21 protein-coding genes are annotated in these 25,952 nt (G+C 60.6%); 7 read left to right on the top strand and 14 right to left on the bottom strand.

From position 1 onward, the window contains the following. Positions 1 to 37: 37 nt before the first annotated feature. From ACYSTU_RS12290 to pcaR, 8 genes are all read right to left on the bottom strand, one after another. Complete coding sequence (locus tag ACYSTU_RS12290; protein ID WP_264364640.1) at positions 38 to 1,333, bottom strand: MFS family transporter; 1,296 nt, start codon at positions 1,331 to 1,333, stop codon at positions 38 to 40. A gap of 262 nt (positions 1,334 to 1,595) precedes the next feature. Next, the gene (gene pcaG, locus ACYSTU_RS12285; protein ID WP_076566302.1) at positions 1,596 to 2,162 is read right to left on the bottom strand and encodes a protocatechuate 3,4-dioxygenase subunit alpha; all 567 of its coding nucleotides are present in this window, start codon (positions 2,160 to 2,162) and stop codon (positions 1,596 to 1,598) included. Between the two features lies 1 nt (position 2,163). After that, positions 2,164 to 2,868, bottom strand: a complete 705-nt coding sequence (pcaH, locus tag ACYSTU_RS12280) for a protocatechuate 3,4-dioxygenase subunit beta (RefSeq protein WP_076566301.1) — start codon at positions 2,866 to 2,868, stop codon at positions 2,164 to 2,166. A gap of 36 nt (positions 2,869 to 2,904) precedes the next feature. Continuing rightward, positions 2,905 to 4,110 carry a 3-oxoadipyl-CoA thiolase gene (gene pcaF, locus ACYSTU_RS12275; protein ID WP_264364639.1) on the bottom strand — a complete coding sequence of 402 codons (1,206 nt, stop codon included), beginning with the start codon at positions 4,108 to 4,110 and terminating at the stop codon, positions 2,905 to 2,907. Then, positions 4,107 to 4,886, bottom strand: a complete 780-nt coding sequence (locus ACYSTU_RS12270) for a CoA-transferase subunit beta (protein ID WP_498998781.1) — start codon at positions 4,884 to 4,886, stop codon at positions 4,107 to 4,109. Before ACYSTU_RS12270 ends, pcaF begins: the two co-directional genes overlap by 4 nt. Next, on the bottom strand, positions 4,886 to 5,743 hold the full coding sequence (locus ACYSTU_RS12265) for a CoA transferase subunit A (RefSeq protein WP_024011937.1): 858 nt from the start codon (positions 5,741 to 5,743) through the stop codon (positions 4,886 to 4,888). The genes ACYSTU_RS12270 and ACYSTU_RS12265 overlap by 1 nt, the downstream gene beginning before the upstream one ends. 274 nt (positions 5,744 to 6,017) lie before the next feature. Beyond that, the gene (gene pcaK / locus ACYSTU_RS12260; RefSeq protein WP_264364638.1) at positions 6,018 to 7,364 is read right to left on the bottom strand and encodes a 4-hydroxybenzoate transporter PcaK; all 1,347 of its coding nucleotides are present in this window, start codon (positions 7,362 to 7,364) and stop codon (positions 6,018 to 6,020) included. 293 nt (positions 7,365 to 7,657) lie between these two features. Further along, on the bottom strand, positions 7,658 to 8,500 hold the full coding sequence (gene pcaR / locus ACYSTU_RS12255; RefSeq protein WP_016771343.1) for a pca regulon transcriptional regulator PcaR: 843 nt from the start codon (positions 8,498 to 8,500) through the stop codon (positions 7,658 to 7,660). Positions 8,501 to 9,131: 631 nt separating this feature from the next. On the opposite strand from pcaR, the gene ACYSTU_RS12250 reads away from it, so the two are divergent. Next, positions 9,132 to 9,332 carry a hypothetical protein gene (locus tag ACYSTU_RS12250; RefSeq protein ID WP_008080067.1) on the top strand — a complete coding sequence of 67 codons (201 nt, stop codon included), beginning with the start codon at positions 9,132 to 9,134 and terminating at the stop codon, positions 9,330 to 9,332. A 370-nt stretch (positions 9,333 to 9,702) separates the two neighbouring features. Beyond that, a complete protein-coding gene (locus tag ACYSTU_RS12245; protein ID WP_016771345.1) occupies positions 9,703 to 11,178 on the top strand; it encodes an inorganic phosphate transporter in 1,476 nt (491 codons plus the stop codon). A gap of 729 nt (positions 11,179 to 11,907) precedes the next feature. On the opposite strand, the gene ccoM is transcribed toward ACYSTU_RS12245, so the two are convergent. From ccoM to ACYSTU_RS12230, 3 genes are all read right to left on the bottom strand, one after another. Further along, on the bottom strand, positions 11,908 to 12,021 hold the full coding sequence (gene ccoM, locus ACYSTU_RS12240) for a cytochrome c oxidase subunit CcoM (protein ID WP_016771346.1): 114 nt from the start codon (positions 12,019 to 12,021) through the stop codon (positions 11,908 to 11,910). A gap of 154 nt (positions 12,022 to 12,175) precedes the next feature. Beyond that, entirely contained in the window at positions 12,176 to 12,337 is a 162-nt protein-coding gene (locus ACYSTU_RS12235; protein ID WP_016771347.1) for a hypothetical protein, read from the bottom strand. A 94-nt stretch (positions 12,338 to 12,431) separates the two neighbouring features. Continuing rightward, the gene (locus ACYSTU_RS12230) at positions 12,432 to 12,773 is read right to left on the bottom strand and encodes a hypothetical protein (RefSeq protein ID WP_024011931.1); all 342 of its coding nucleotides are present in this window, start codon (positions 12,771 to 12,773) and stop codon (positions 12,432 to 12,434) included. Positions 12,774 to 13,025: 252 nt separating this feature from the next. On the opposite strand from ACYSTU_RS12230, the gene rapA reads away from it, so the two are divergent. Then, a complete protein-coding gene (gene rapA, locus ACYSTU_RS12225; RefSeq protein WP_024011930.1) occupies positions 13,026 to 15,872 on the top strand; it encodes an RNA polymerase-associated protein RapA in 2,847 nt (948 codons plus the stop codon). A gap of 190 nt (positions 15,873 to 16,062) precedes the next feature. On the opposite strand, the gene ACYSTU_RS12220 is transcribed toward rapA, so the two are convergent. Next, complete coding sequence (locus ACYSTU_RS12220) at positions 16,063 to 17,412, bottom strand: spinster family MFS transporter (RefSeq protein ID WP_130911951.1); 1,350 nt, start codon at positions 17,410 to 17,412, stop codon at positions 16,063 to 16,065. A 301-nt stretch (positions 17,413 to 17,713) separates the two neighbouring features. Between ACYSTU_RS12220 and ACYSTU_RS12215 the strand changes: the two genes are divergently transcribed. After that, entirely contained in the window at positions 17,714 to 18,082 is a 369-nt protein-coding gene (locus ACYSTU_RS12215) for a YkgJ family cysteine cluster protein (protein WP_110600010.1), read from the top strand. Between the two features lie 150 nt (positions 18,083 to 18,232). Beyond that, entirely contained in the window at positions 18,233 to 20,515 is a 2,283-nt protein-coding gene (locus ACYSTU_RS12210; protein ID WP_264364636.1) for a putative bifunctional diguanylate cyclase/phosphodiesterase, read from the top strand. Here the strand turns inward: ACYSTU_RS12210 and ACYSTU_RS12205 are convergent. Continuing rightward, positions 20,406 to 21,302 (bottom strand): NAD(P)-dependent oxidoreductase, encoded by an 897-nt coding sequence (locus tag ACYSTU_RS12205; RefSeq protein WP_264364635.1) that lies wholly within the window; start codon positions 21,300 to 21,302, stop codon positions 20,406 to 20,408. The two genes, ACYSTU_RS12210 and ACYSTU_RS12205, sit on opposite strands and share 110 nt — an antisense overlap. Positions 21,303 to 21,498: 196 nt before the next feature. Here ACYSTU_RS12205 and ACYSTU_RS12200 point away from each other — a divergent pair, with 196 nt between their 5' ends. Further along, a complete protein-coding gene (locus ACYSTU_RS12200) occupies positions 21,499 to 23,697 on the top strand; it encodes a hypothetical protein (RefSeq protein ID WP_498998773.1) in 2,199 nt (732 codons plus the stop codon). A gap of 282 nt (positions 23,698 to 23,979) precedes the next feature. On the opposite strand, the gene ACYSTU_RS12195 is transcribed toward ACYSTU_RS12200, so the two are convergent. Continuing rightward, a complete protein-coding gene (locus ACYSTU_RS12195; RefSeq protein ID WP_016771353.1) occupies positions 23,980 to 24,285 on the bottom strand; it encodes a DUF2288 domain-containing protein in 306 nt (101 codons plus the stop codon). 351 nt (positions 24,286 to 24,636) lie between these two features. On the opposite strand from ACYSTU_RS12195, the gene ACYSTU_RS12190 reads away from it, so the two are divergent. Continuing rightward, positions 24,637 to 25,764 carry a branched-chain amino acid ABC transporter substrate-binding protein gene (locus tag ACYSTU_RS12190; protein ID WP_016771354.1) on the top strand — a complete coding sequence of 376 codons (1,128 nt, stop codon included), beginning with the start codon at positions 24,637 to 24,639 and terminating at the stop codon, positions 25,762 to 25,764. Positions 25,765 to 25,952 lie beyond the last annotated feature (188 nt).

Here is a 25,952-nt window from a genome sequence, read left to right as displayed (position 1 = left end):
CTTGCCGGCGCGGGCCTCGCAGCCCGCGCACATGGGTTTACAGATCGTGGTGCAGATACTTCGCCTGCTTGGGCAAACGCAGGCTGAACAGGAAGGCCACCGCCATCATCGCCGTGACGTACCAGTAGAAGGCGTTTTCCATGCCGCCGGCTTTGAGACTCAGGGCAACGAATTCTGCCGAGCCACCGAAGATTGCATTCGCCACTGCGTAAGCCAGGCCGACACCGAGGGCGCGGACTTCCGGCGGGAACATCTCGGCTTTTACCAGACCGCTGATCGAGGTGTAGAAACTGACAATCGCCAGCGCCAGGGTGATCAGTACGAAGGCGAGGAACGGGCTGGTGATGCTTTTCAGGCTGAGCAGAATCGGCACGGTGAACAGCGTGCCGAGGGCGCCGAACCAGAGCATCGAGTTCCGTCGGCCGATCTTGTCGGCGAGCATGCCGAACAACGGCTGCATGCACATATACAGGAACAGCGCGCCGGTCATGATGTAGCTGGCGGTCTTGGCGTGCATCCCGGCGGTGTTCACCAGGTATTTCTGCATGTAGGTGGTGAAGGTGTAGAAAATCAGCGAGCCGCCAGCGGTGTAGCCGAGCACGGTGATGAACGCCGCTTTATGATCGCGGAACAGTGCAGTGATGCTACCGGCGTCTTTGTGCGCACGGGTTTCCTTATTGGTGGTTTCCTTCAGCGAACGACGCAGGAACAGCGAAATCAGCGCCGCCACCGCACCGACCACGAACGGAATCCGCCAGCCGTAGGCACGCAGGTCTTCTTCAGTGAGGAACTGTTGCAGCACCACCACCAGCGACACCGCCAGCAGTTGTCCGCCAATCAGCGTCACGTACTGGAACGAGGCGAAGAAACCGCGCTGGCCCTTGAGCGCAACCTCGCTCATGTAAGTCGCGGTGGTGCCGTATTCGCCGCCCACCGACAGACCTTGCAGCAAACGCGCGAACAGCAACAGCACCGGCGCCCAGACGCCGATGTCCTTGTAGGTCGGCAGGCAGGCAATCAGCAGCGAGCCGAAGCACATCATCAGAATCGAGATGAGCATCGAGTTCTTGCGCCCGTGCTTGTCAGCGACCCGGCCGAAAATCCAGCCACCAATCGGCCGCATCAGGAACCCGGCAGCGAACACGCCAGCGGTGTTGACCAGTTGCACGGTGGGGTTATCGGAGGGGAAAAACGCCGGGGCGAAATAGATCGCGCAGAAGGCGTAGACGTAGAAGTCGAACCATTCGACGAGGTTGCCGGACGAAGCGCCGACGATGGCAAAGATGCGCTTGCTGCGCTCTTCGCCGGTGTAGTGGGAGGTGGTGGTTGTCATTGTTTTTTCACTCGATAGGGACAGTCACAGTCTAGACATACTTTGCAACAGTCCCGTTCCACATCGGATCGTCACCCAAGTCTGGATCAGCCTTTGTGGCGAGGGGATTTATCCCCGCTAAAGTGCGAGGCACTCGCAAATCAGATACACGCGGTTCATCTGAATACCGCGCCGACTGGTTTTTGGGGCTGCTTCGCAGCCCAGCGGGGATAAATCCTCTCACCACAGGGACTCTGTCCTGCACGGGATTTGGGGTGTTCTCTCAATAATCGAAGAACACCGTCTCGGCATCGGTGCCCTGCAGAACTACATTCCACTGGTACACACCCGACGCATCCGCCTTGGCCAGCAACGTCTGGCGACGCTCCGCCGGCACACATTCCAGCAACGGATCAGCAACGTTCGCCGGTTCGCCCTCGAAATAAATCCGCGTCAGCAAGTGCTTGACCAGACCGCGAGCAAACACCAGCACCACCAGATGCGGCGCCTGGGTCGAGCCTTTCAGGCCGGGCACGGTGCCGGGTTTGATCGTGGTGAAACGGAAGCGCCCCTCGGCGTCCACCGGTACCCGGCCAAAGCCTTCGAAATTCGGATCGAGCGGTTTGTCCTGCTGATCTTCCGGGTGGTCGTACTTGCCGGCGGCGTTGGCCTGCCAGACTTCGAGCATGGCGTCGTTGACGACATCGCCATTGCCGTCCACCACTTGGCCGGTGATCGCCACGCGCTCGCCGAGGGTCAGCTCGTTGGCCAGGGTTTCGCGGTTCAGCCAGGTCAGGCCGATGTGGTAATACGGCCCGACGGTGTGGGACGTGGTCGCATAAAGCGTCATCTTATTTCTCCATCGGCGTGGCTTCACGGCCGCGCAGCACGATGTCCCAGCGGTAACCGAGGGCGTAGGACGGAATGGTTTTTTCCAGATCGAAAGCAGCGATCAGGCGTTCCTTGGCCGAGGTGTCCGGCACGCAGTTGTAGATCGGGTCATACGCCAGCAACGGGTCGCCGGGGAAATACATTTGCGTGACCAGACGCGTAAGAATGCTCGGCCCGAACAGGGAAAAGTGGATGTGCGCCGGGCGCCAGGCGTTGTGGTGGTTGCCCCACGGATAGGCGCCGGGCTTGATGGTCTGGAACTGGTACCAGCCGTCGGCATCGGTGACGGTGCGGCCGGTGCCGGTGAAGTTCGGGTCCAGCGGCGCGTCGTGCAGGTCGCGGGCATGGTTGTAGCGGCCGGCGGCATTGGCCTGCCAGATCTCCACCAGAATCCCCGGCACCGGCAGGCCGTCTTCGTCGAGCACGCGGCCGTGAATGATGATGCGCTCGCCCAACGGTTCGCCGTCGTGCTGTGCGGTCAGGTCATTGTCCTTTTCGGCAACGTGTTCGGCGCCGATGGTCGGCCCGGTGATTTCCGATAGCGAGTGCGGCAGGTGCACCAACGGCTTGGACGGCGAGCGCAGGTTGGTGGATTGATACGTCGGGTGCAGGTAGTCAGGCTGAGTGCCTGCCTGTGGGCGACGGTAACCAGGCTTGTCAGTCATTTCGCTTTCCTCAGTTCTTGTAAGTGCCGCAGCGCGTCAGACACGTTCGATGGCCAGGGCCAGACCCTGGCCAACACCGACGCACATGGTCGCCAGACCTTTCTTGCCGCCAGTCTTTTCCAGATGATGCAGGGCGGTCAGCACCAGCCGCGCACCGCTCATGCCCAACGGATGACCGAGGGCAATCGCGCCGCCATTCGGGTTGACCTGCGGCGCATCGTCGGCCAGGCCCAACTCGCGCAATACCGCGAGGCCCTGGCTGGCAAACGCTTCGTTGAGTTCGATCACGTCGAAATCGCTGACCGCGACGCCAAGGCGCTCGGTCAGTTTACGCACCGCCGGCACCGGGCCGATGCCCATCACCCGTGGTGCGACGCCGGCGCTGGCCATGCCGAGCACTTTTGCGCGGGCGGTCAGGCCGTGTTTTTTCACCGCTTCGGCCGAAGCCAGAATCAGCGCAGCAGCACCATCGTTGACCCCGGAGGCATTGCCGGCAGTAACGGTTTTGTCCGCGCCGTTGACCGGTTTCAGCTTGGCCAGTGCTTCGATCGTGGTGTCGGCGCGCGGATGTTCGTCCTGGCTGACCACGGTTTCGCCCTTTTTGTGGGCGATGCGCACTTCGACGATTTCTTCAGCGAAGTAACCGGCAGCCTGCGCGGCGGCGGTACGTTGCTGACTGCGCAGAGCAAAGGCGTCCTGATCTGCGCGCGAAACCCTGTAGTCGTCGGCAACGTTGTCAGCAGTCTGCGGCATGGCATCGACGCCGTACTGCGCCTTCATCAGCGGGTTGATGAAACGCCAGCCGATGGTGGTGTCTTCCAGTTTCATGTTGCGCGAGAACGCCGCGTCGGCCTTGCCCATCACGAATGGCGCGCGGGACATCGATTCGACGCCACCGGCAATCGCCAGCTCCATCTCGCCGCTGGCGATCGCACGGAATGCGGTGCCGATCGCGTCCATGCCCGAAGCGCAGAGGCGATTGAGCGTAACGCCGGGCACGCTGTCCGGCAGACCCGCCAGCAGCAGCGCCATGCGCGCAACGTTGCGGTTGTCTTCGCCGGCCTGGTTGGCGCAGCCGAGGAACACCTCATCGACGGCGTTCCAGTCCACCGATGGATTGCGCTCCATCAGGGCCTTGATCGGCACGGCGGCCAGGTCATCGGCGCGCACGGCGGACAGTGCGCCGCCGAAGCGTCCGATGGGGGTGCGAATCGCGTCGCAGATATACACGTCACGCATCATGCTTCTCCCGGTGCCTGGCCATGGGCGGCAGCGGTGCGCGCTTCCAGATCACGCAGCGCCGTCAGCTCGACTTCGGTCGGCTCAGCGGTGGTTTCAACAGCGTCGGCAAAACGGATCGCCCAACCGGTGGCGGCGACCACTTGCTCGCGGGTCATGCCCGGATGCAGCGCAGTGACCACGAATTCGTGGGTACCCTCCTCCGGTTCCATGATGCACAGGTCGGTGATGATGCCCACCGGCCCGGCGCCCGGCAGGCCGAGACGTTTACGCGAATCGCCACCTTCGCCGTGACCGACCGAGGTGATGAAATCGAGCTTGTCGACAAACGAACGCGCCGACTGTTTAAGGATGATCAGCACGCTTTTCGCCGAACCGGCAATCTCCGGCGCGCCACCGGCACCCGGCAGACGCACTTTCGGCGCGTGGTAGTCGCCGACCACGGTGGTGTTGATGTTGCCGAAACGGTCGACCTGCGCGGCGCCGAGGAAACCAACGTCGATGCGCCCGCCCTGCAGCCAGTAGCGAAAAATCTCACCGGTCGGCACCACCGTGTCGGCGGTCTCGGCCAGCTCACCGTCACCGATCGACAGAGGCAGTACGCTCGGCTTGGCGCCAATCGGGCCGGATTCGTAGATCAGCACTACGTCTGGCGATGAAGTCAGCCGCGCGAGGTTGGCGGCTTTCGATGGCAGGCCGATGCCGACGAAACATACCGAGCCGTTCTTCAGGCGCCGGGCCGCCGCGACGGTCATCATTTCATTGGTGGTGTAAGTCATTACTTGGCCTCCGAAGCAGCGGCCAATTTGGCCTGGAATTCGCTGAAGTCAGCGCAGCCATGGATGTATTCGTTGATCCACGCGGTAAACGTCTCACGGTCGCGAGCGATCGGGTCCCACGCCTGATAGAACCGATTGTCACGCTCGGTGTAACCGTGGGCGTAGGACGGATGCGCGCCACCCGGCACGTGGCAGACCGCGCTCAAGGCCCAGGTCGGCAGTACGCAAGCGTTCATCGGTGCATTGAGGTCGTCGACGATTTCTTCCACGGTGACGATGCAGCGCTTGGCCGCCAGCGCGGCTTCTTTCTGCACACCGAGAATGCCCCAGAGCAACACGTTGCCTTTGCGGTCGGCCTTTTGCGCGTGGATCACGGTGACGTCCGGGCGTACCGAAGGCACTGCCGCCAGCACTTCGCCGGTGAACGGACAGGTCACGGTTTTGATCAGCGGATTGACCTTCGGCAGGTCGGAGCCGGCGTAGGCACGCAGCACCGCGAACGGCAGGCCGGACGCGCCGGCAACGTAGGCGTTGGCGAGGTCGGCGTGGCTGTGTTCTTCGATTTCCAGCGCGTGCGGCCATTGTTTCTCGACCGCGTCACGCAGGCGGTGCAGCGAGCCCACACCCGGGTTGCCGCCCCAGGAGAAAATCAGTTTGCGCGCGCAACCGGCGCCGATCAGTTGGTCGTAGATCAGGTCAGGCGTCATCCGCACCAGCGTCAGATCTTTCTTGCCTTGACGAATGATTTCATGACCCGCTGCCGTAGGGATCAGGTGAGTGAAGCCTTCGAGGGCGACGGTGTCGCCGTCGTTGACGAATTGCTTCACCGCGTCGTGCAGCGAAAGGATCTCAGCCATGGAGCGGGCTCCTGTTCTTGTAAGGAATCGCCAGTGATAAAAAGGCGCGAGGTTCAGCGCCGGAGTCACTGAAGATTAAGCTCGGGAAATTCGCCAAACAATCCGATAATCGACTGAGTGTTCGTTTATCGAACGGATTGTTGCTTGCCTAATGATCGTTCCCACGCTCCGCGTGGGAATGCAGCCCGGGACGCTCCGCGTCCCTGTACAGCCGAACGCAGAGCGTCCGTTGAGGCATTCCCACGCGGAGCGTGGGAACGATCATGGGTCTGCCTCAGGTCGCATCCGCATGACTGACCATGCCTTTGATCAGCACCGCCGCCGTCGCCAAACCGGCCGGGATCACCAGTGCGGTCAGCACTTGCTCGAAATTCCAGCCCAGGCCGAGCAAGGTTGCGCCCATCCACGCGCCGAGGATCGCGCCGAAGCGGCCGATGCCGAGCATCCACGACACCCCGGTCGCGCGGCCTTGAGTCGGGTAGAAGCGCGCGGCCAATGACGGCATCGCCGATTGCGCGCCGTTGACGCACATGCCTGCCACCAGCACCAGCGTCGCCAGCAAGGTGATGTTGCCCAGGCTCTGCCCCACGGCGTAGGCAAACACCCCGGCCAGCAGGTAGAAAATACCGATGACCTTGTGCGGATTGAAGCGGTCCATCGCCCAGCCCACCCCGACCGCGCTCAACACCCCACCAAACTGGAACAACGCACCGATGAACGCAGCCTGTTCCATGCTCGCGCCGCTGTCGCGCATCAGCGTCGGCAGCCAACTGGTCAGCAGGTACACAATCACCAGGCCCATGAAATAGGTCAGCCACAACAGCAGCGTGCCGGAGCTGTAAGTGCCGGAGAAGATCACCGCAAAGACATTACGCGCCTTCACGGTCTTCTGTTCCGGCACGCTGAAGCTCGCAGCCTGGGCAACGGTAACCGGGTCGATCGGCGCGAGAGTCTTGCGTACTTTGTCGGTGCCACGGTTGCGCACCACCAGATAGCGCGCCGATTCCGGCAGCCAGAACACCAATACCACGGCGAGGATCAGCGGCAGGATCCCGCCGATCATCAGCAGAGCATGCCAGCCGAACGCCGGGATCAGCTTCGCGGAGATGAAACCGCCGCCGGCCATGCCGAGGTTGAAGCCGCAGAACATGCTGGTCACCAGCAGCGACTTCTTGCGCTCGGGTGTGTATTCCGAAAGCAGGGTCGTGGCGTTGGGCATGCCCGCGCCGAGACCGAGGCCGGTGAGGAAGCGCAACACCAGCAGTTGTTCGACGTTGGTGCTGTACGCCGAGGCCAGGCTGAAGCCGCCGAACAGAGTCACCGCGCCGACGAGTACGACTTTGCGCCCGAAGCGGTCAGCCAAAGGGCCAGAGCCGAGAGCGCCGAAGACCATGCCGATCAGCGCAGCACTCATCACCGGGCCTAGGCTGGCGCGATCAATGCCCCAGTCTTGCGAGAGCGCCGGGGCGATGAAGCCCATGGCGGCGGTGTCGAGGCCGTCGAGAAATACGATCAGGAAACACAGGATCACCACCCGCCACTGATAGCGCGAGATCGGTTGGGCGTTGATGAAGGTCTGCACATCGAGGCAGTTACCCACAGCGGACTGAGGCTGGTTCATTATTTTTATTCCACGCAAAAAACGCAGTCGAACGGCGGCCGGCCGAAGGAAGGCACGGTCACAAGAATAGAAGGTTGTAATCAGGCGTTGCGGTGAACCCGGCAACAACGGGTGGGATACAGACAGTCGGGGAGCGAGCGCATGGTGAGTTGCCTCTTGTCATTATTATGGGGTCGACAGTCCGGCGAGCTCATTCACATCAGCGCCGGATGACGCTGCCGCGACATTAATGATCCGAGGGTTTTAGCGTCAATTCGATAAACGCAACACTGTGCGTTTATCGAACAGCTTCCTCAGGCGAACAGTTGCGCACTGAGGTCGCGACTGGCGCTGAGCAGGCCGGGCAAGAAGCGCTGCTCCAGCTCGGCGCGACTGACCCGCCCGGCGTGGGTGCTGACATTCAGCGCGGCGACCACTTGCCCCGAGGCGTCGTACACCGGAACGGCGATCGAGCGCAGCCCCTGTTCCAGTTCCTGATCGACAATGCACCAGCCCTGCTGCCGCACCTGCTGCAAACATTCGAGCAACGCGTCGGGGGTATGAATGGTGCGGCTGGTCTTGGCCACCAGTTCGGCGTGGTCGAGGTATTCGCCCAGGGAAGTGTCATCCAGTGCCGCTAGCAGAATCCGCCCCATCGACGTGCAATACGCCGGCAACCGCCCGCCGACGGAAAGGTCGACCGAGATCAATCGCTGAGTGGTCGCCGAACGCGCGATATAGAGAATGTCATCGCCCTCCAGCGTCGCCATGTTGCAGGCCTCGTGCAGTTGCTCGCTCATACGGTCGAGATACGGCTGTGCGGAAACGGCCAGCGGGGTTGAGGACAGATAGGCATGGCCGAGGGTCAGCACTTTCGGCAGCAGCGAATAGGTGCGCCCGTCGGTGGTGGCGTAGCCGAGCTTGATCAACGTATGCAGGCAACGGCGCACGGCGGCGCGGGGGATTTCCGTGCGATGACTTATCTGCGCGATGGTCAGGTGGCGTTTGCGTTCCTGAAACGCCTGCACCACTGCCAGACCACGGGCCAGGGACGTCATGAAATCCGGATCACCGGTCAGCGCCTGAATGCGCTTGGCCGGCGAGGCGACGATGGGCGGCGCCACCGAGGTGAAGGAGTTGCGCATTTGATCGTTCATTTCTTGGCCTTGTCCGGCACGCATCGATGCCTAGTCAAACGGCTCGCCACGCGATGCACAAGCACCGGGGCGCCAACATTGGGCGATTATCGAACCGCCGACCGATAATCGCAATCCAGACTCCCGCCCTCCTCTTCATCCTTGAGGCAGCTTTAGCGATTCTGCTCGCAACTTAGTTGTTCTAGTTAATGGCGCCAAAAACAGAACGCCGGTTCTATAACGCTGTCTTTACACTTAACTAGCGGCAAAAGTTGCCAGCAACAAAACCATCACACATTCAGAACCGTTTTTAACTTGGCAAAGATAGTCATTCCCGAATCGGCCGCTATAATGCACCCTAGTCGCGGCGCTTTAATCAAAAGCCCGCGACTTGCTGAAACGAGGTCCTTCGTCTCAGCTCCGGCCAGCGCCCGGCGCCCATCACACATGCAACGCCAGCGCTCGCTGAAACAGGAAACTGATGCTGCGTCAGTTTTTATCTGGTGCCGTAGCCGCCTGTAACACGGAAGTCTTGATCGCCTCTGCAATGTCTCCGCGCCCGATCGAGCTGTGGATGACTGGCGGGGGCGCGCAATTGACTCGTTGCAGTGTGTTTCACCGGATATTCAATTCAACTCATACAGGTAGCACCGTGACAAAAGACGAACTGCGCGCGGAACTAGAGCGCCAGGAACAACGTTACAAGGAAGTTTACGGCGGGGAAGTCACCACCTACGCCGCTCAGCCGGAACCGGAACGCAAGGCATGGCGCAAGCGCCCTACTGTTCAGGATCAGGTGTTCAAGCAGGAAATCGAAAAGATCGAAAAGGAACTCAAAGCCGAAGAGCCATGAGCCACGGCGGTTGAGCATTCGAAAGTCGACGTCCGCCTGAGCCACAGCGCGGTGGAAGACGACACCTCGCGCGCCCGCTAAGCGCGGGCAGCGGCTATATCGCTGTTCTGCGGCTTATGAACGAGCGTCCCACAGGTTTCAGAGATATTTCAGACAAGCGTTTGAGCCTTTGAGATATCAGAAAAACTGGCTTAAAAATCTTATTTTTTCAATAAAATCAAAGATTTGAAAAACCCTGCGTACTGCTTGGTTTTCACGCCCTGCAACAAATTAAATCGAAGAAGGGTGTGACCAGTGAGCAGACGGGGCATCGATTTCCTGTCTTTTCTGGCATAATCGCGCCCCCTTACGACCGGGTCAGAAAACCTTCATGATCGATTTATTCAGCGGACTGGATGCTTGGGTGCTTGTGAGCCTCTTGCTCGCCCTGACGTTTGTCCTCGCCTTCGAGTTCATCAATGGATTTCATGACACCGCTAACGCGGTAGCCACTGTTATCTACACCAAAGCCATGCCGCCACACCTGGCGGTGTTCTTTTCCGGTGTGTTCAATTTCCTCGGCGTGCTGCTGGGCGGCGTTGGCGTGGCGTATGCCATCGTCCACTTGCTGCCGGTTGAGCTGCTGATCAATGTGAACACCGGCCATGGCCTGGCGATGGTGTTCTCGTTGCTCGCCGCGGCAATCGCCTGGAACCTGGGCACCTGGTACTTCGGTATCCCGGCTTCCAGCTCGCACACCCTGATCGGCTCGATCCTCGGTGTCGGCCTGGCCAACGCGCTGATCAACGACATTCCGTTGAGAGATGGCGTGAACTGGCAGAAAGCGATCGACATCGGCGCCTCGCTGGTGTTCTCGCCGATGGCCGGCTTCCTGATCGCCGCGCTGGTGCTGATCGGCCTGAAATGGTGGCGCCCGCTGTCGAAGATGCACAAGACACCGGAACAGCGCCGCAAGATCGACGACAAAAAGCACCCACCGTTCTGGAACCGTCTGGTCCTGGTGATCTCGGCCATGGCCGTCAGCTTCGTGCACGGTTCCAACGACGGCCAGAAAGGCATCGGCCTGATCATGCTGGTGCTGATCGGTATCGTCCCGGCACAGTTCGTACTCGACCTGAACAGCACCACCTACCAGATCGAACGCACCCGCGACGCGACCCTGCACCTGAGCCAGTTCTACCAGCGCAACGCCGATTCGCTGGGTGAGTTCCTGGCCCTGGGCAAGAGCGTGGAAGGCGACCTGCCGGAGAAATTCCGCTGCAACCCGCAGCAGACCGAACCGACCATCACCGCCCTGCTGCACACTCTCAAAGGTGTAGCGGACTATCATTCGCTGTCGTCGGACAGCCGCATCGAAGTGCGTCGCTACCTGCTCTGCCTGGACGACACGGCGAAGAAAGTCGGCAAGCTGCCAGGCCTCGAAGCCCGTGAAAAGGCTGACCTCGACAAGCTGCGCAAAGACCTGACCACCACCACTGAATACGCCCCGTTCTGGGTGATTCTGGCGGTCGCCCTGGCACTGGGCCTGGGCACCATGGTCGGCTGGAAGCGCGTAGTGCTGACCATTGGCGAGAAGATCGGCAAGCAGGGCATGACCTATTCCCAGGGCATGTCGGCGCAGATCACCACCGCCAGTTTGATCGGCATGGCCAACATCTTCAGCCTGCCAGTGTCGACCACTCATGTGTTGTCTTCGGGTGTTGCCGGGACCATGGTTGCCAACAAAAGCGGCCTGCAGGGTGGTACGGTGAAGACTATTCTGCTGGCCTGGGTGTTGACCCTGCCGGCGACCGTGGCGCTGTCGGCCGGGTTGTTCTGGTTGGCTTCGAAGGCTTTGGGTAGTTGATCGTTAGCTGTTGATTGGAAAAGGCGTGATTCGTGAGGATCACGCCTTTTTTGTTATTGGGGCTAAGAAGTATGCCGAAGGGGCAAAAGATCAAAAGCCAAAGCAAAAGCCAGATCAAGAGCCCCTCACCCTAGCCTCTCCCGGAGGGAGAGGGAACTGACCGAGGTGTTTAATCGAAGTACGCCGACCTGAGATACCGAGTCGATGCAGGTTTTGAACACCACACAAATCGGCCCCCTCTCCCTCGGGAGAGGGCTGGGGTGAGGGGCAGCAACAATGCAAATCAAAAGCCGAACACCCACGCTTTTCACCACTCAATAGGCCGAGTGTCAGCTCGCCTGCTCTTGATCTTGATCCACCGGCGACGTCGGAAGGCTGAGCGGAGGGATTGATCCGGGCGTGGGAGCGCAGCGACCGTACGACGCAGTCGTACACAGCGGAAGGAGGTGCAGCGAAGCAAACCGGAGCCGCTGCGCCCGGATCAGTCCCGCAGCGAAGGGACCCGAGCCTGCGAGGGCCGAACGCAGGAGCTAGCGTTTTGGTTACTTTTTGGCGTCTGAAAAAGTGACTCGCCGTAAGGGCGAAACCGCCAGCCGCCACACCCGAAGCAACGGATATTCACCCAAAACCCCAACAGCCTGGTCGGCCCAGAGGCCGCCAAGGCACAAAAAAAAGGGGCAACCGAAGTCGCCCCAAAATGCCTTGCGTGCCCATCAAATCCAGAAGAACTCACTTGCGCCGCTTATGCGCATCCTTCCAGATAAAAAATCCAAACCCTGCAAAAAACAGCACCATGAGCCCCACCGTGAGAACCCCGGCAAACACCACGTTATCGAAAAACATGACTGACCTCCCGGCCCTGCTTTGCTTTGCTTTGCTGCGATGGATTCAAATTAACAAACACACAGGCGCACATATTGACCAGGATCAATATCCGCAACGTTGGGAAATAAAGGAGGGGAAATAACTGATCTGCATCAACCAATGCAGCGGGAGATCAACGCTTTTTCGGCTTGTTCTTCGACTTTTTCTTGGCTTTTCCCAACGGCATCGCCTGCTCGAAAGCCTGGCGCACTTCGTTCAGGCGCTTCTCGTTGAGGTCATGCACACGCTTGGCGCGTTCAGTGCTGAGGTCGATCAGTTTGTCGTCTTGGCTCATGGCGTCCGGCACATCGCAAAAGAGATCACAGCTGCCGTCACCGACAGGATTGCGCCAATCATGCCGCTTGCCGCTGGCGCTGACCAGTCACTGCTCAAATCTCGATATCGACCCACAAGCCCTGACGCGGCTGATCGTCTATCAACGGCACCACCGGCACGGTGTTGTCGGCATTCAACTCGGTACCCGGCACGGCCAGATGCTCTTCAGGATCTTCATCCGCCTCGCGGCGTCGGCGGTCACGTTCCTGTTGACGACGCTGTTCTTCGCGCGCCAGCAGACGATCCTCTTCCGGATCACGCTTCTGCAGATCGATCGTGCTTTCGTTGGAGCTTTCCTGTACCGGCACCACTGGCGGGATGTCCGGCCGCTGGCGGATCGGATCCTGCTGGGAAGTGATCGGCACGGCGCTCAAGGGGAGCATCGGTGGCAACATATAAAGGTCTCCTGTCTGCAGGCTATCGGCTGGGGTGCAGGCGCCTTGAGCCGCCTGTCGCAAACTTGTGATGCGCTTGGCACCTGTTGGAGCTGCCGAAGGCTGCGATCTCTTATGGGACAACGCAAAACCGAAGTGTTCCCACAGATCAAAAGATCGCAGCCTGCGGCAGCTCCTACCCCAGTATTTCTTTGGCCTGAAGCCCGCATTCCGTTAAGATAGCCCGCTTTTTCAAGGTGGGAGTCAGGCAGCATGGCGCAGCAGTATCAACCGGGGCAACGCTGGATCAGTGACAGCGAAGCAGAGCTTGGTTTAGGCACCGTTCTGGCACAGGACGGCCGCTTGCTGACCGTGCTCTACCCGGCCACTGGCGAAACCCGCCAGTACGCGCTACGGAATGCGCCCCTGACCCGCGTGCGGTTCTCGCCGGGCGACTCCATCACCCATTTCGAAGGCTGGAAGATGACCGTGCAGCAGGTCGACGACGTCGACGGGCTGATGGTCTATCACGGCCTCAACGGGCAGAACGAAGTCGTCACGCTGCCGGAAACCCAGCTGTCGAACTTCATTCAGTTCCGTCTGGCCAGCGACCGCCTGTTCGCCGGACAGATCGACCCGCTGCCGTGGTTCTCCCTGCGCTACAACACCCTTGAACACACCAGCCGCCAGTTGCAGTCCTCGCTGTGGGGCCTAGGTGGCGTGCGTGCGCAACCGATCGCGCACCAGCTGCACATCGCCCGCGAAGTCGCCGACCGTATCGCCCCGCGCGTATTGCTGGCGGACGAAGTAGGTCTGGGTAAAACCATCGAAGCCGGTCTGGTCATCCATCGCCAACTGCTTTCGGGGCGCGCCAACCGCGTGCTGATTCTGGTCCCGGAAAACCTTCAGCATCAGTGGCTGGTGGAGATGCGCCGCCGCTTCAATCTGCAGGTCGCGCTGTTCGACGAAGAACGCTTTATCGAAAGCGATGCCACCAACCCGTTCGAAGACACGCAACTGGCGCTGGTCGCGCTGGAGTGGCTGGTCGATGACGAGAAGGCACAGGACGCCTTGTTCGCTGCCGGTTGGGACCTGATGGTGGTCGACGAAGCGCACCACCTGGTCTGGCATGAAGACAAGGCCAGCGCGGAATATTCGCTGGTCGAGCAACTGGCCGAAGTCATTCCCGGCGTGCTGCTACTCACCGCCACCCCGGAACAACTCGGTCAGGACAGCCACTTCGCCCGTCTGCGCCTGCTTGACCCGAACCGTTTCCACGACCTGGCCGCGTTCCGCGCCGAGAGCGACAACTATCGCCCGGTCGCCGAAGCGGTGCAGGAACTGCTCGACAAGGGCCGTCTCTCCGCCGAGGCGCACAAGACCATTCACGGTTTCCTCGGCAATGAAGGCGAAGCCCTGCTCACCGCCGTCAACGATGGCGATACTGAAGCCAGCGCCCGCCTCGTGCGTGAGCTGCTCGATCGCCACGGCACCGGCCGCGTGCTGTTCCGCAACACCCGCGCCGCCGTGCAGGGTTTCCCGGAGCGCAAACTGCATCCTTATCCGCTGCCGTGCCCCGACGAATACCTCGAACTGCCGCTGGGCGAGCACGCCGAGCTGTACCCGGAAGTCAGCTTCCAGGCGCAACCGGACGCCGACGAAGAACAGCGCTGGTGGAAATTCGATCCGCGCGTCGAGTGGCTGATCGATCAGCTGAAAATGCTCAAGCGCACCAAAGTGCTGGTGATCTGCGCCCACGCCGAAACCGCGATGGACCTGGAAGACGCGTTGCGCGTGCGTTCCGGCATCCCGGCCACGGTGTTCCACGAAGGCATGAACATCCTCGAGCGTGATCGCGCCGCCGCCTACTTCGCTGATGAAGAGTTCGGCGCGCAAGTGCTGATCTGCTCGGAAATCGGCAGTGAAGGTCGCAACTTCCAGTTCGCTCACCACCTGGTGCTGTTCGATCTGCCGTCGCACCCGGACCTGCTCGAGCAGCGCATCGGCCGTCTTGACCGGATCGGCCAGAAGCACATCATCGAACTGCACGTGCCGTACCTGGAAACCAGCCCGCAAGAGCGCCTGTTCCAGTGGTACCACGAGGCGCTCAACGCCTTCCTCAACACCTGCCCGACCGGCAACGCCTTGCAGCATCAGTTCGGCCCACGCCTGCTGCCGCTGCTCGAAGAAGCCGATGACGGCGAGTGGCAAGCGCTGATCGACGAAGCACGCGCCGAGCGTGAACGTCTCGAAGCCGAGCTGCACACCGGCCGCGACCGTCTGCTGGAATTGAATTCCGGCGGCGCTGGCGAAGGTGAAGCGCTGGTAGAAGCGATCCTCGAGCAGGACGACCAGTTCGCCCTGCCGATCTACATGGAAACCCTGTTCGACGCCTTCGGCATCGACAGCGAAGACCATTCAGAAAACGCCCTGATCCTCAAGCCGAGCGAGAAGATGCTCGACGCCAGTTTCCCGCTGGGCGACGACGAAGGCGTGACCATCACCTACGACCGCAATCAGGCGCTGTCGCGCGAAGATATGCAGTTCATCACTTGGGAACACCCGATGGTGCAGGGCGGCATGGATCTGGTGCTGTCCGGTTCGATGGGCAACACCGCCGTCGCGCTGATCAAGAACAAGGCGTTGAAGCCGGGCACCGTGTTGCTCGAATTGCTCTACGTCAGCGAAGTGGTTGCACCGCGCTCGCTGCAACTGGGTCGCTACCTGCCACCGGCGGCGCTGCGTTGCCTGCTCGATGCCAATGGCAATGACCTGTCGCCACGGGTGTCGTTCGAAACCCTCAACGATCAGCTGGAAAGCGTGCCGCGTGCCAGCGCCAACAAGTTCATCCAGGCCCAGCGCGATCAGCTGACGCCTCGGATCAATGCCGGCGAAGAAAAGATCGCCCCGCGTCACGCCGAGCGTGTGGCCGAAGCGCGCCGCCGCCTGGCCGCCGATACCGACGAAGAACTGGCGCGCCTGACCGCGTTGCAAGCGGTCAACCCGACCGTGCGCGACAGCGAACTGGAGGCGTTGCGCACTCAGCGTGAGCAGGGTCTGGCGATGCTCGACAAAGCGGCGCTGCGCCTGGAAGCGATTCGGGTGCTGGTAGCGGGTTAATCGCCCCGCTCCACCGCTGAAACCAAGAGGCCCGCAGTGATGCGGGCGGATCGTTCCCACGCTCTGCGTGGGAATGCAGCCTGGGACGCTCCGCGTCCCTACCGAAGCTGGAACGCAGAGCGTCCCTTGAGGCATTCCCACGCAGAGCGTGGGAACGATCATGTGGGAGCGAGCCTGCTCGCGAAAACGGTCAAGCAGTCGCCGCAGAAATTTCTGGTTCAACCACCGCTACCAACCCCTCCTTCATCCGCTGTGCATCGCGAACAAAGCAACGCGATGCCAGAAACAGAAAGACCATCGTCAGGAACAGCGCCACCGGGATCAGGTACATCGCGTCGTGCAGGCCGACAGCCTTGAACGCTTCGGTCATCTGCTCAGCCCCCGCCGCCAGCATCGCCGTATGCGCGAAGTGATCCGACAGACCACCCACGACCACTGGCCCCAACCCGCCGCCGAGCAGATACAGACCGGCGAAGAACAACGCCATCGCCGTCGCCCGCAGGCGAGGTTCGACGACGTCCTGAATCGCCGTGTACACGCAGGTATAGAAGTTGTAAGCGAACAGCCAGCCAACGCTGAACACCGCGACGAACACACCAATCTCGATGCGCCCGGCATGCAGCGCCCACGCCGTACACAGGGTCGAAATGATCAGACTGAACGCGGCAAACAACAGCCGCCCACTGGCGAAGCGCTGGTGAATCTTGTCGGCGATCCAGCCGCCAAGGGTCAGCCCGACCAGTCCGGTGACGCCGACGATCACGCCGGTGGCCACCGCCGCCTCCTGCAACGGCATGAGGAAATAGCGTTGCAGCATCGGCACCAGAAACGAGTTACAGGCATAGGTCGCGAAGTTGAAGCACAGCCCGGCCATGACCAGCCACAGGAAGGTCGGCACAGCGAGCACGCGGCGGATCGGTTTGTCGACTTTCTCCTGCGAGACCTGCACCGATTCCGCCGCACCGCGCTTAGGCTCTTTGATGAAGAACATGAAAATCGCCAGGATCAGCCCCGGCACGGCGGCAATGAAGAACGGCGCTCGCCAGCTGTCGAACGCCTTGACCATTGCGCCGATGGTGAAGAACGCCAGCAGCAGCCCCAGCGGCAGGCCGAGCATGAAAATGCCCATCGCCCGCGCCCGGCGGTGTGCCGGAAACAGGTCGCCGATCAACGAATTGGCCGCCGGTGCATAGCTGGCTTCGCCGATGCCGATGCCCATGCGCACGATGAGGAAACTCCAGAAACTGCCGACCATGCCGTTGACCGCAGTCAGCGCACTCCAGGTGGCCAGGCCCCAGCCCATCAGTTTGCTGCGTGAACCGGTGTCGGCCATGCGCCCGAGTGGCAGGCCGGCAATCGCGTAAACGATGGTGAACGCAGTGCCGATGATGCCCAGCTGAAAGTCGCTGAGGTGCCATTCCATGCGGATCGGTTCGATGATGATCGCCGGGATGGTGCGGTCGAAGAAATTGAACAGGTTGGCGAGGAACAGCAGGAACAGAATGCGCCAGGCATTCGCCGCTTGGGTCGAGTTCTGCATGGGTCCGTCTCTTTATTGTTATGAGGGCTTCACTGCCAGCGCGTCGAGCCCGGAACCTGCAATCTAGTCAGCTGCGCCGGGGCTGTCTGTCATCATTCGTCAGCCTGATATCGACCCATCGCACTGTAACGAAACGTAAGCCCTTGATAAGTCTGGAATCCCCCGCAGTACGGGGCTTTCGCGGCAAAATCCGGCGACAAAAAAATAGTTTCGCGCCCCCCTTCCCAACGGCATGGCAAAGCCTAGAATGGCCGCCGGATCCGTCCGGATCTTCCGATCAACCCCTTTGATACCCCCGCCCATGTCCGAAGCCAGTCCGTGTCTGAATTGCGGTGCCTGCTGTTCCCATTTTCGCGTGTCTTTTTTCTGGGGTGAGTGCGCATCCTCTGGCGGGACGGTGCCCGATGAACTGGTCGCGCAGATCACCCCGAGCCGGGTGGCAATGATCGGCACCGATCGCAAACCGGCGCGTTGCATGTCGCTGGCGGGTGAGGTCGGCAGCGCTGTGGCCTGCACGATCTATGACAAGCGCTCGAGCACCTGCCGCGAGTTCGAGGCGTCGTGGGAGAACGGCGAGCACAATCCCGACTGCGACAAGGCTCGCGCCGCCCACGGCCTGCCACCCTTGCCGCCACACTGGAACGATCTGCCGCTGGAGCGCATTGCCTAAGCCTTAGCGCGAATCGCTATGAGGCTAATGGCAAAATCATTACCACCAATGTGCCACTACGGCTTGCAGCCGGAAAAGCGCCTCTATACTGCTTTCATTCGCCTGCGTTGATTGACGCAAGGGCCAGATGAATCCGAGACGGGGCATGCTATGGAGTGGCTTGGTTTGCAGTTTGTTGCCGAGCTGCCGGCGAGCGGGCAGATTCTCCTCGATTGCAGCCACAACCCTTTGTTGGTGATGGTGGCCTATCTGGTCGCCTGCGCGGCGAGCTTCGCCACCCTGGACATGGCAGAGCGCCTGGTGCATGCCGAAGACCCGGGGTCGCGGCGAATCTGGCGCTGGATCGGCGCGACCTGCCTGGCCGGCGGCATCTGGGCCATGCACTTCATCGGCATGCTGGCCTTCCAGACCCCCATCGATATTCAGTACGACCTCGGCATCACCCTCTTGTCGTTGCTGATCGCCCTGCTCGCCTCGTGGCTGGCCATGCATACCCTCAGTGAGGTGCAGCCGAGCGCATTGCATTGCCTCAAGACCGCATGTGTCATCGGTTTGGGCATCGCTGGCATGCATTACGTCGGCATGGCCGCGATGAAGTCGAGCGCCACCGCCTACTACCAGCCGGGGCTGTTCGCGCTGTCGGTGCTGATTGCCATCGGCGCCAGTTTCGCCGCGCTGTGGGTGGCGCGCTATCTCAGCGAAGGCAGCGGCGTCGCGCATCAATTGCTCAAGTACAGCGCGGCGCTGATTCTCGGCGCTGGCATCATCAGCATGCACTTCACCGGCATGGCTGCGCTGGATCTGGTGCTTCCCGAAGGCGCTCTGGCAGCCAGCGGCGGCGACACCGGCCATCTGCAACTGGGCCTGACCGTAGCGCTGATCATCCTGTTGATTCTCGGCAGTGCGATCAGCGCCGCCCTCGCCGACAAGAAACTGCAGAACAAGGAAAACGACCTGCGCCGGCTCAACGCCCTGCTCAGCCAACTCGATCAGGCGCGCATGTCCTTGCAGCAAGCGGCCAATTACGACGCGCTGACCAACCTGATCAACCGCCGTGGTTTCAACCAGATGTTCGCCGAAAAACTTAGCCAGAAAACCAGCGAGGGCGGCATGCTCGCGGTGATGTTTCTCGACATCGACCACTTCAAGCGCATCAACGACAGCCTCGGCCATGACGCCGGTGACGCGCTGCTCAAAGTCATCGCCCAGCACATCAAGAGCTCGGTACGCAGCCATGAAGACGTGGTCGCGCGGTTCGGCGGCGACGAATTCTGCATCCTCATCAGCCTGCGTGACCGCGAAGAGGCGCGCGGCATGGCGCAGCGCATCATGCACAAGATGAAAGAGCCGATCGAACTGGCCGGCCGCCGCATGGTGATGACCACCAGCATCGGCATCAGCCTGTTTCCCGAAGACGGCACCACTTGCGAAGAGCTGCTCAAACACGCCGACCTGGCCTTGTACCAATCCAAAGGCGCCGGGCGCAACGGTCTGCACTTCTTCAATTCCAGCCTGAAGACCCGCGCCAGTTTCGAGCTGCAACTGGAAGAAGAACTGCGCAGTGCGCTACGGCAAGACAACGCGCTGATGCTCTACTACCAGCCGATCTTCGAAGTGAAAACCGGACGCGTGACCAAGCTCGAAGCGCTGATTCGCTGGCAGCATCCGGTTCACGGTTTGCTTACACCGGATCGCTTCATCGGTATCGCCGAGAACAACGGTTTGATTGCCGAACTGGACAACTGGGTGCTGCGCCGCGCCTGCAAGGATCTCGGCGAGCTGTCGCGGCATGGTTGTGCCGAATTGAAAATCGCCTGGAACTGCTCGCCGCTGAATCTGGCGCGGGAAGAGCTTGCCGAGGAGATTGAGCACGCCTTGCACACGGCGGGCGTTGCCCCGGAACGCCTGGAACTGGAGGTCACCGAAAACGCCTTGATGGGCAACATCGCCAACACTCTGGTGCTGTTGCGGCAGATCCGCGCCCTCGGTGTGTCGCTGTCGATCGATGATTTCGGCACCGGCTATTCGTCGCTGGCCTACCTCAAGCGTCTGCCGCTGAACACCCTGAAAATCGACCGCTCGTTCATCCTCGACATCCCCACCGCCACGGCGGACATGGAGATCGTCCAGGCGATCATCGTCATGGCGCACACCCTGCATCTGCAGGTGGTCACCGAGGGCGTCGAGAGCCTGGAGCAATACGAGTTTCTCGAGCGTTCGGGCTGCGACTTCATTCAGGGTTATCTGCTCAGCCGCCCGGTGCCGCTGGACGAATTGCGCGCGGTGCTCGATGAAATCAATCAGCGCAAACCCGTGCTCGGGGTCAATCCGTTGAGTCTGGCGCGCGATACATTTGCACCAGCGTCGCTGGATCCTTCGCTAAAAAGCCTTGCGCCCCATGCAGGCGCATCAATTGTGCGGCCAATCCGCTGATTGGCGTCGCCGAGCCCTGCTCGCGGGAAAATTTCACCGCCGTGTCGAGATCCTTGAGCAGCGTGCGCACGTGCCACTTGATCGGTTCGAAACGGCTCTCGGCCATTTGCGGGGCAAGGATCTGCAACGGCTTGGAATCGGCAAACCCACCGGCCAGCGCCTCGGCGATCAGGCTGGCATCGACCCCCGCCTGCTCGGCCAACGCCACCACTTCGGCAATCACCAGCGCATTGCAAGCGACAATCATCTGGTTGCAGGCCTTGGTCACCTGACCGGCGCCAATGCCGCCCATGTGCGTGACGCGCTGACCGAGGCTGAGCAGCACCGGGCGCACGCGCTCAAGATCTGCCGCTGCACCACCGACCATGATCGCCAGACTGCCAGCCTCGGCGCCGACCACACCGCCGGACACCGGGGAGTCAAGCCAGCCCATGCCGCTTTTCTCGGCCAGCTCTGCGGCCATCTCGCGAGTCGCGGTCGGTTCAAGACTGGAGAAATCCACCAATAGCTGGCCGTTTTTCGCACCTTCGGCAACACCGCCAGCGCCAAACACCACTTCACGCACCACGGCGGTATCGGCCAGACACAGCATGACGATGTCGGCGTGTGCGCACAGTACGGCAGGGCTCGATACCTGGCGGGCGCCGGCCGCAACCAGCGGTGCGCACTTGTCCGGGTTGCGGTTCCACACCGTCAGCGGGTAACCCGCGGCCAGCAGACGCCGGCACATCGGCAGGCCCATCAGGCCGATTCCGGCAAACCCCAACGAAGGTAGCGTTGACATCATTTCGCCTCTTTTCGATTAAAGATCACCGAATCATGGCCGATTCATCAACGATCAGGAAAGGATTCCGCCCGGCGATCAGACCAGCCAGCACTACGACGCCCGGGCCGTATTCGCGCACACAAGACGCGAGATCTTATTCCGTGAGGTTCGCCGGCACTGTTCGGCGGGCCAACCCAGTCCAGGTAAATGGCGCACCATGACCTCTAAAAACAACCCCGCCAGTGCAACAGCCGATCTGACCCTGAGCCCCGCCGCGAACAGCGCGTCATTATCCAGACCGACGCAGCCTTCGCGCCCGCTGTCGACCCAGCAATACCTGTACTTCACCGAAACCAACACCGACCGCATCCTCGATAACCTCGACGGCCTGCGCGATTCGGTGTTCCCGCGCCCGGCGCATCAGGAAGGCGACAACGAGCAGCACACCGACCAGGAATTCCCTTCGGTGTGCCTGATCGGCCTCGGTCGCTGCGGCTCCAACATCGCCCTCGACGTGGCGGAGCTGGTGTACAACGCGCGCAAGTTCTACCTCAACGAATTCAACAACGAAGACCGCCCGACCGACCGGCGTCTGGCCGACAAGGGCTACAGCCCGGCGCAGTGGATCAAGAACAATCTGCGCATCGGCACCAGCAAATCGACCAAACCGGTGTTTCTGGTCGAACCGCTGGTGATGCTGGGCGACCTCGACAAGGACATCGCCGGGCGCATCCGTTTCTCGCGCAAGGGCGAGAAAAGCGGCTTCCTGCGCGACTACAGCAAAATGAAGATCATGGACTTGTCCGAAGTCCACGCCGGTGGCGCCGGTAATGCGCCGATCCTCGGCCAGTACTTGGCGAAGATCATCCTCAACAAAGACACCCAGCGCTTCTCCAGCCCTGACTGGAAAATGATCCACTCGTACCTGATCGACAGCTGCGGGATCAAGGCCAACCAGTCGCGCCTGTATTTCTCGATCTTCAGTGCCGGCGGCGGTACCGGTTCGGGCATGGCCTCGGAGTTCGGTCTGGCCCAGCAGCACTCGTACATGAACAAGACCTTCGACACCAAGCCGATGGACGAGCATGACGGTAAGAGCGGTCATTCGTTTGTCTTTGAGCCGATCTTCACCAGCGGCATCTGCGTGCTGCCGAACATTTCCGACCACCGCAGCGAAATGTCCGAGGCGCTGCACATCAACGCCGGGCGCCTGCTGTGCAAATACCTGTCGGAGGAATGGGATTTCTCCTACAACTTCGCCAACGAAGACAGCAGCGAAGCCAGCGTGATGGGGCGTATCCGCCCGTGGAACGCGATGATGCTGATCTCCAACGACATCATGCGTTACGCCGAAGAAAGCGATGACGGCAATATCCAGAACATTGATGTCAATGCCATGGAGAAACACGCCAACCAGTACATCTCGCAGCAGATCTTCAACATTCTCACGGCGCAGGCAGTCACTACTGACTACGACCAGAACTACTTCCGCCGCGCCGGCATCGACATCGGCGAAACCATCCGCCTGGACGCCAACGACCTGTTCATGAGTCTGGCCGGGCCGGTGGCGATTGCCTACGCCGAATCGGTAGTCCCGGAAACCCCGCCGCCGAGCAGCGACAAGTTCAAGGTCTTCGACAAAGAGCCGCAGCGCCTGAACATCGACGACCTGTTCTTCCGTTCGATCGACCTGCCGCACTTCAACAAGGTCACTCAGGCCATCGAAGGCATCAGCCTGCTGCCGATCGAATCCAAGCGTTATCGCGCTTCGCTGGAGCAGTACAAGAATTCCGGCTACGACGCCGCCGCGCTGCACGACCTGCACTTCTTCAAGAATTGCTCGTCGGTGGTCTCGATCGTCTCGCTGCCGAAAGACTACAAACTGTCGTACATGGACCTGAACCGGTTGAAGACCCACCTCAACAGCCTGTTCCCCAACACCACGCTCAAGCGTTACGCGCTGGTGATCGGCGCTTCGGCCAACCTGTCGCTGACCACCCTGATCGCCAAGAGCCCGTGTCTGTCGGACGACTTCCTCACGCTGATCGTGGCGTTCATCAAGCGCTGCTTTGCGAAGAATCCGTACCGTTTCGACGAGACGCTGGATAACTCGATTCTCGACTTCATCATTCAGGAAGACTTCGACGAAGAGCGGATCGACGACCTGCTCAACGAATTCGAAAACCCGGCGAAGATCCTCGATACCAACTGGTACGCGATCAAACCGATGTACGAAAAGAAATACCGTGAGTTGATCAACGACAAGGACAAGTTCGTCTCGATCAATGACATTCGCCTGTCGCGTGATTGCGTGAAGAAGTCGATCAAGTACCTGCGCGAGATCTACCGCCACCGGATTGGCAAGACCAAGGTGATTTCGCTGAATAACCATACCGGGAAGACTTACTCGGTCTGATCTGGCACCGAGTCGCCCCATTCGCGAGCAGGCTCGCTCCCACAGGAAAGTGCATTCCGGTGTGGGAGCGAGCCTGCTCGCGAAGGCGCCCTCAACCTCACCGACAAATTCAGCTTACGAACATCCAGAAACAATTAAGCGACCCTCAGGCCGCTCTAGAAACTGTTCCCGTTACGTTTACGTCACCGTGAGGCGTGGCATTTCTCCACGGCAAGGTGCCATCACGCTACTCCGCTACACACTTGCGGCGCGCCAGTCGAGGCACCAAAAGAGTGCGAGCAATTAAACGGCCGCCCTTTCCTGGATCAGAATCCACGGCGAAACCACCACGGCCCACAGCTGCGGATCACGTTCGAAAATATCCAGTGCCCGCGTTTCAGACAGCTTGGCGACCTTGTCGTCGGCCAGCCAGGCCGCGACTTTCTCGCCTTCATCCGAAGCCACGGCCTCGGCGGCGGCGATCAAATCGAGGTCAGGGTCGACCCACAATAGGGCACCCTTGGCGAAGAACGGCTCCAGCTCTTTCCAGGTAATAGATGCCGTTTCACCAAGCAGCTTGGCATAGAGGGTGCTAGGTTCTTGATTCATGGGAGCTGTCCGGAAAAGAAATCGACGCGAATGATAACGTCGGTGGTCCGTCAGAAAAACCCGGTTGCAAATCGCTTCACCGAACGAAAAGAGCAGGAACGCCAGGGAATGCTGCCTTTTGGGATATATGCCCCCGATTGCCCCGCCGCAATTCTGTCTCTTTCATTCAAAAATGCGACACCCCCAAGTTTTGCCCCGTGGCGCCCGCTTCCCAGTTGATCAAGCGGCGCTCTACACTGTACCGGTACAGTTGCCGGGGCATTTTCCGGAGGGTATCGCAAAGATATCTGACCCGGTTCTGCTGCTACGGCGCCAGAACTCTAAAAAATACAACAGTAAGAGTGGAGCACTATGACTAAGGCTACTAAGCAGATTTCCAAACTGTTTGCCGCTATGGTTCTGGCCGGGGTTGCCAGCCATTCGTTCGCAGCTGACACCATCAAAATCGGTATCGCCGGTCCTAAAACCGGTCCAGTAGCCCAGTACGGCGACATGCAGTTCAGTGGCGCGAAAATGGCCATCGAGCAGATCAACGCCAAGGGCGGCGTCGACGGCAAGAAACTCGAAGCCGTTGAATACGACGATGCCTGCGATCCAAAACAAGCGGTAGCGGTAGCGAACAAGGTCGTCAACGACGGCGTCAAGTTCGTGGTCGGTCACCTGTGCTCCAGCTCCACTCAGCCAGCTTCGGACATCTACGAAGACGAAGGCGTGATCATGATCACCCCGGCTGCCACCAGCCCGGACATCACCGCCCGTGGCTACAAAATGATCTTCCGCACCATCGGTCTCGACAGCGCCCAGGGCCCTGCCGCCGGCAACTACATCGCCGATCACGTGAAACCGAAAGTGGTTGGCGTGCTGCACGACAAACAGCAGTACGGTGAAGGCATCGCCACCGCCGTGAAATCGACCCTCGAGAAGAAAGGCACCAAGGTTGCCGTCTTCGAAGGCGTCAACGCTGGCGACAAGGACTTCTCCGCCATCATCGCCAAGCTCAAGCAAGCCGGCGTCGACTTCGTCTACTACGGCGGCTACCACCCGGAGCTGGGCCTGATCCTGCGCCAAGCTCAGGAAAAAGGCCTGAAAGCCCGCTTCATGGGTCCGGAAGGCGTGGGTAACGACTCGATCACCCAGATCGCCAAGGACGCGTCCGAAGGCCTGCTGGTGACCCTGCCGAAATCCTTCGACCAGGATCCGGCCAACGTTGCCCTGGCTGACGCGTTCAAAGCCAAGAAGGAAGATCCGAGCGGTCCGTTCGTGTTCCCGTCCTACTCGGCGGTGACCGTGATTGCCGAAGGCATCAAGGCGGCCAAGTCCGAAGACGCTACCAAAGTGGCTGAAGCCATCCACGCCGGTTCGTTCAAGACCCCGACCGGCGACCTGAGCTTCGACGACAAGGGCGACCTGAAGGACTTCAAATTTGTCGTGTACGAGTGGCACAACGGCAAACCTAAAACCGAAGTTTCGCCTCAGTAAGGCCTTGCCCGACTGACTGCCAATAAAGCCCACGGCGTGCCGTGGGCTTTGTTTTGCGAATGTATGGGCCGCGCTGGCGTGATCCGCCAGTCGGCCCACCTGAAAATCTCAAAACCGTCATCAGCGGTTCGCTGGCAAAACCCGGATTCGAAGTGGATAGAGATCCACGGGGCCGGGCGGGAAAATGA

The sequence above is a fragment of the Pseudomonas glycinis genome, assembly GCF_054871425.1.
Note: the sequence above shows the minus strand (reverse complement) of the source record. Positions and strands in the feature narration are given on the sequence as shown.

What these genes read in the sequence shown, in the direction of transcription:
- ACYSTU_RS12290 (WP_264364640.1), bottom strand. Translation starts at nt 1,333, where the DNA reads ATGACAACCACCACCTCCCACTACACCGGCGAAGAGCGCAGCAAGCGC.
- pcaG (WP_076566302.1), bottom strand. Translation starts at nt 2,162, where the DNA reads ATGACGCTTTATGCGACCACGTCCCACACCGTCGGGCCGTATTACCAC.
- pcaH (WP_076566301.1), bottom strand. Translation starts at nt 2,868, where the DNA reads ATGACTGACAAGCCTGGTTACCGTCGCCCACAGGCAGGCACTCAGCCT.
- pcaF (WP_264364639.1), bottom strand. Translation starts at nt 4,110, where the DNA reads ATGATGCGTGACGTGTATATCTGCGACGCGATTCGCACCCCCATCGGA.
- ACYSTU_RS12270 (WP_498998781.1), bottom strand. Translation starts at nt 4,886, where the DNA reads ATGACTTACACCACCAATGAAATGATGACCGTCGCGGCGGCCCGGCGC.
- ACYSTU_RS12265 (WP_024011937.1), bottom strand. Translation starts at nt 5,743, where the DNA reads ATGGCTGAGATCCTTTCGCTGCACGACGCGGTGAAGCAATTCGTCAAC.
- pcaK (WP_264364638.1), bottom strand. Translation starts at nt 7,364, where the DNA reads ATGAACCAGCCTCAGTCCGCTGTGGGTAACTGCCTCGATGTGCAGACC.
- pcaR (WP_016771343.1), bottom strand. Translation starts at nt 8,500, where the DNA reads ATGAACGATCAAATGCGCAACTCCTTCACCTCGGTGGCGCCGCCCATC.
- ACYSTU_RS12245 (WP_016771345.1), top strand. Translation starts at nt 9,703, where the DNA reads ATGATCGATTTATTCAGCGGACTGGATGCTTGGGTGCTTGTGAGCCTC.
- ccoM (WP_016771346.1), bottom strand. Translation starts at nt 12,021, where the DNA reads ATGTTTTTCGATAACGTGGTGTTTGCCGGGGTTCTCACGGTGGGGCTC.
- ACYSTU_RS12235 (WP_016771347.1), bottom strand. Translation starts at nt 12,337, where the DNA reads ATGAGCCAAGACGACAAACTGATCGACCTCAGCACTGAACGCGCCAAG.
- ACYSTU_RS12230 (WP_024011931.1), bottom strand. Translation starts at nt 12,773, where the DNA reads ATGTTGCCACCGATGCTCCCCTTGAGCGCCGTGCCGATCACTTCCCAG.
- rapA (WP_024011930.1), top strand. Translation starts at nt 13,026, where the DNA reads ATGGCGCAGCAGTATCAACCGGGGCAACGCTGGATCAGTGACAGCGAA.
- ACYSTU_RS12220 (WP_130911951.1), bottom strand. Translation starts at nt 17,412, where the DNA reads ATGCAGAACTCGACCCAAGCGGCGAATGCCTGGCGCATTCTGTTCCTG.
- ACYSTU_RS12215 (WP_110600010.1), top strand. Translation starts at nt 17,714, where the DNA reads ATGTCCGAAGCCAGTCCGTGTCTGAATTGCGGTGCCTGCTGTTCCCAT.
- ACYSTU_RS12210 (WP_264364636.1), top strand. Translation starts at nt 18,233, where the DNA reads ATGGAGTGGCTTGGTTTGCAGTTTGTTGCCGAGCTGCCGGCGAGCGGG.
- ACYSTU_RS12205 (WP_264364635.1), bottom strand. Translation starts at nt 21,302, where the DNA reads ATGATGTCAACGCTACCTTCGTTGGGGTTTGCCGGAATCGGCCTGATG.
- ACYSTU_RS12200 (WP_498998773.1), top strand. Translation starts at nt 21,499, where the DNA reads ATGACCTCTAAAAACAACCCCGCCAGTGCAACAGCCGATCTGACCCTG.
- ACYSTU_RS12195 (WP_016771353.1), bottom strand. Translation starts at nt 24,285, where the DNA reads ATGAATCAAGAACCTAGCACCCTCTATGCCAAGCTGCTTGGTGAAACG.
- ACYSTU_RS12190 (WP_016771354.1), top strand. Translation starts at nt 24,637, where the DNA reads ATGACTAAGGCTACTAAGCAGATTTCCAAACTGTTTGCCGCTATGGTT.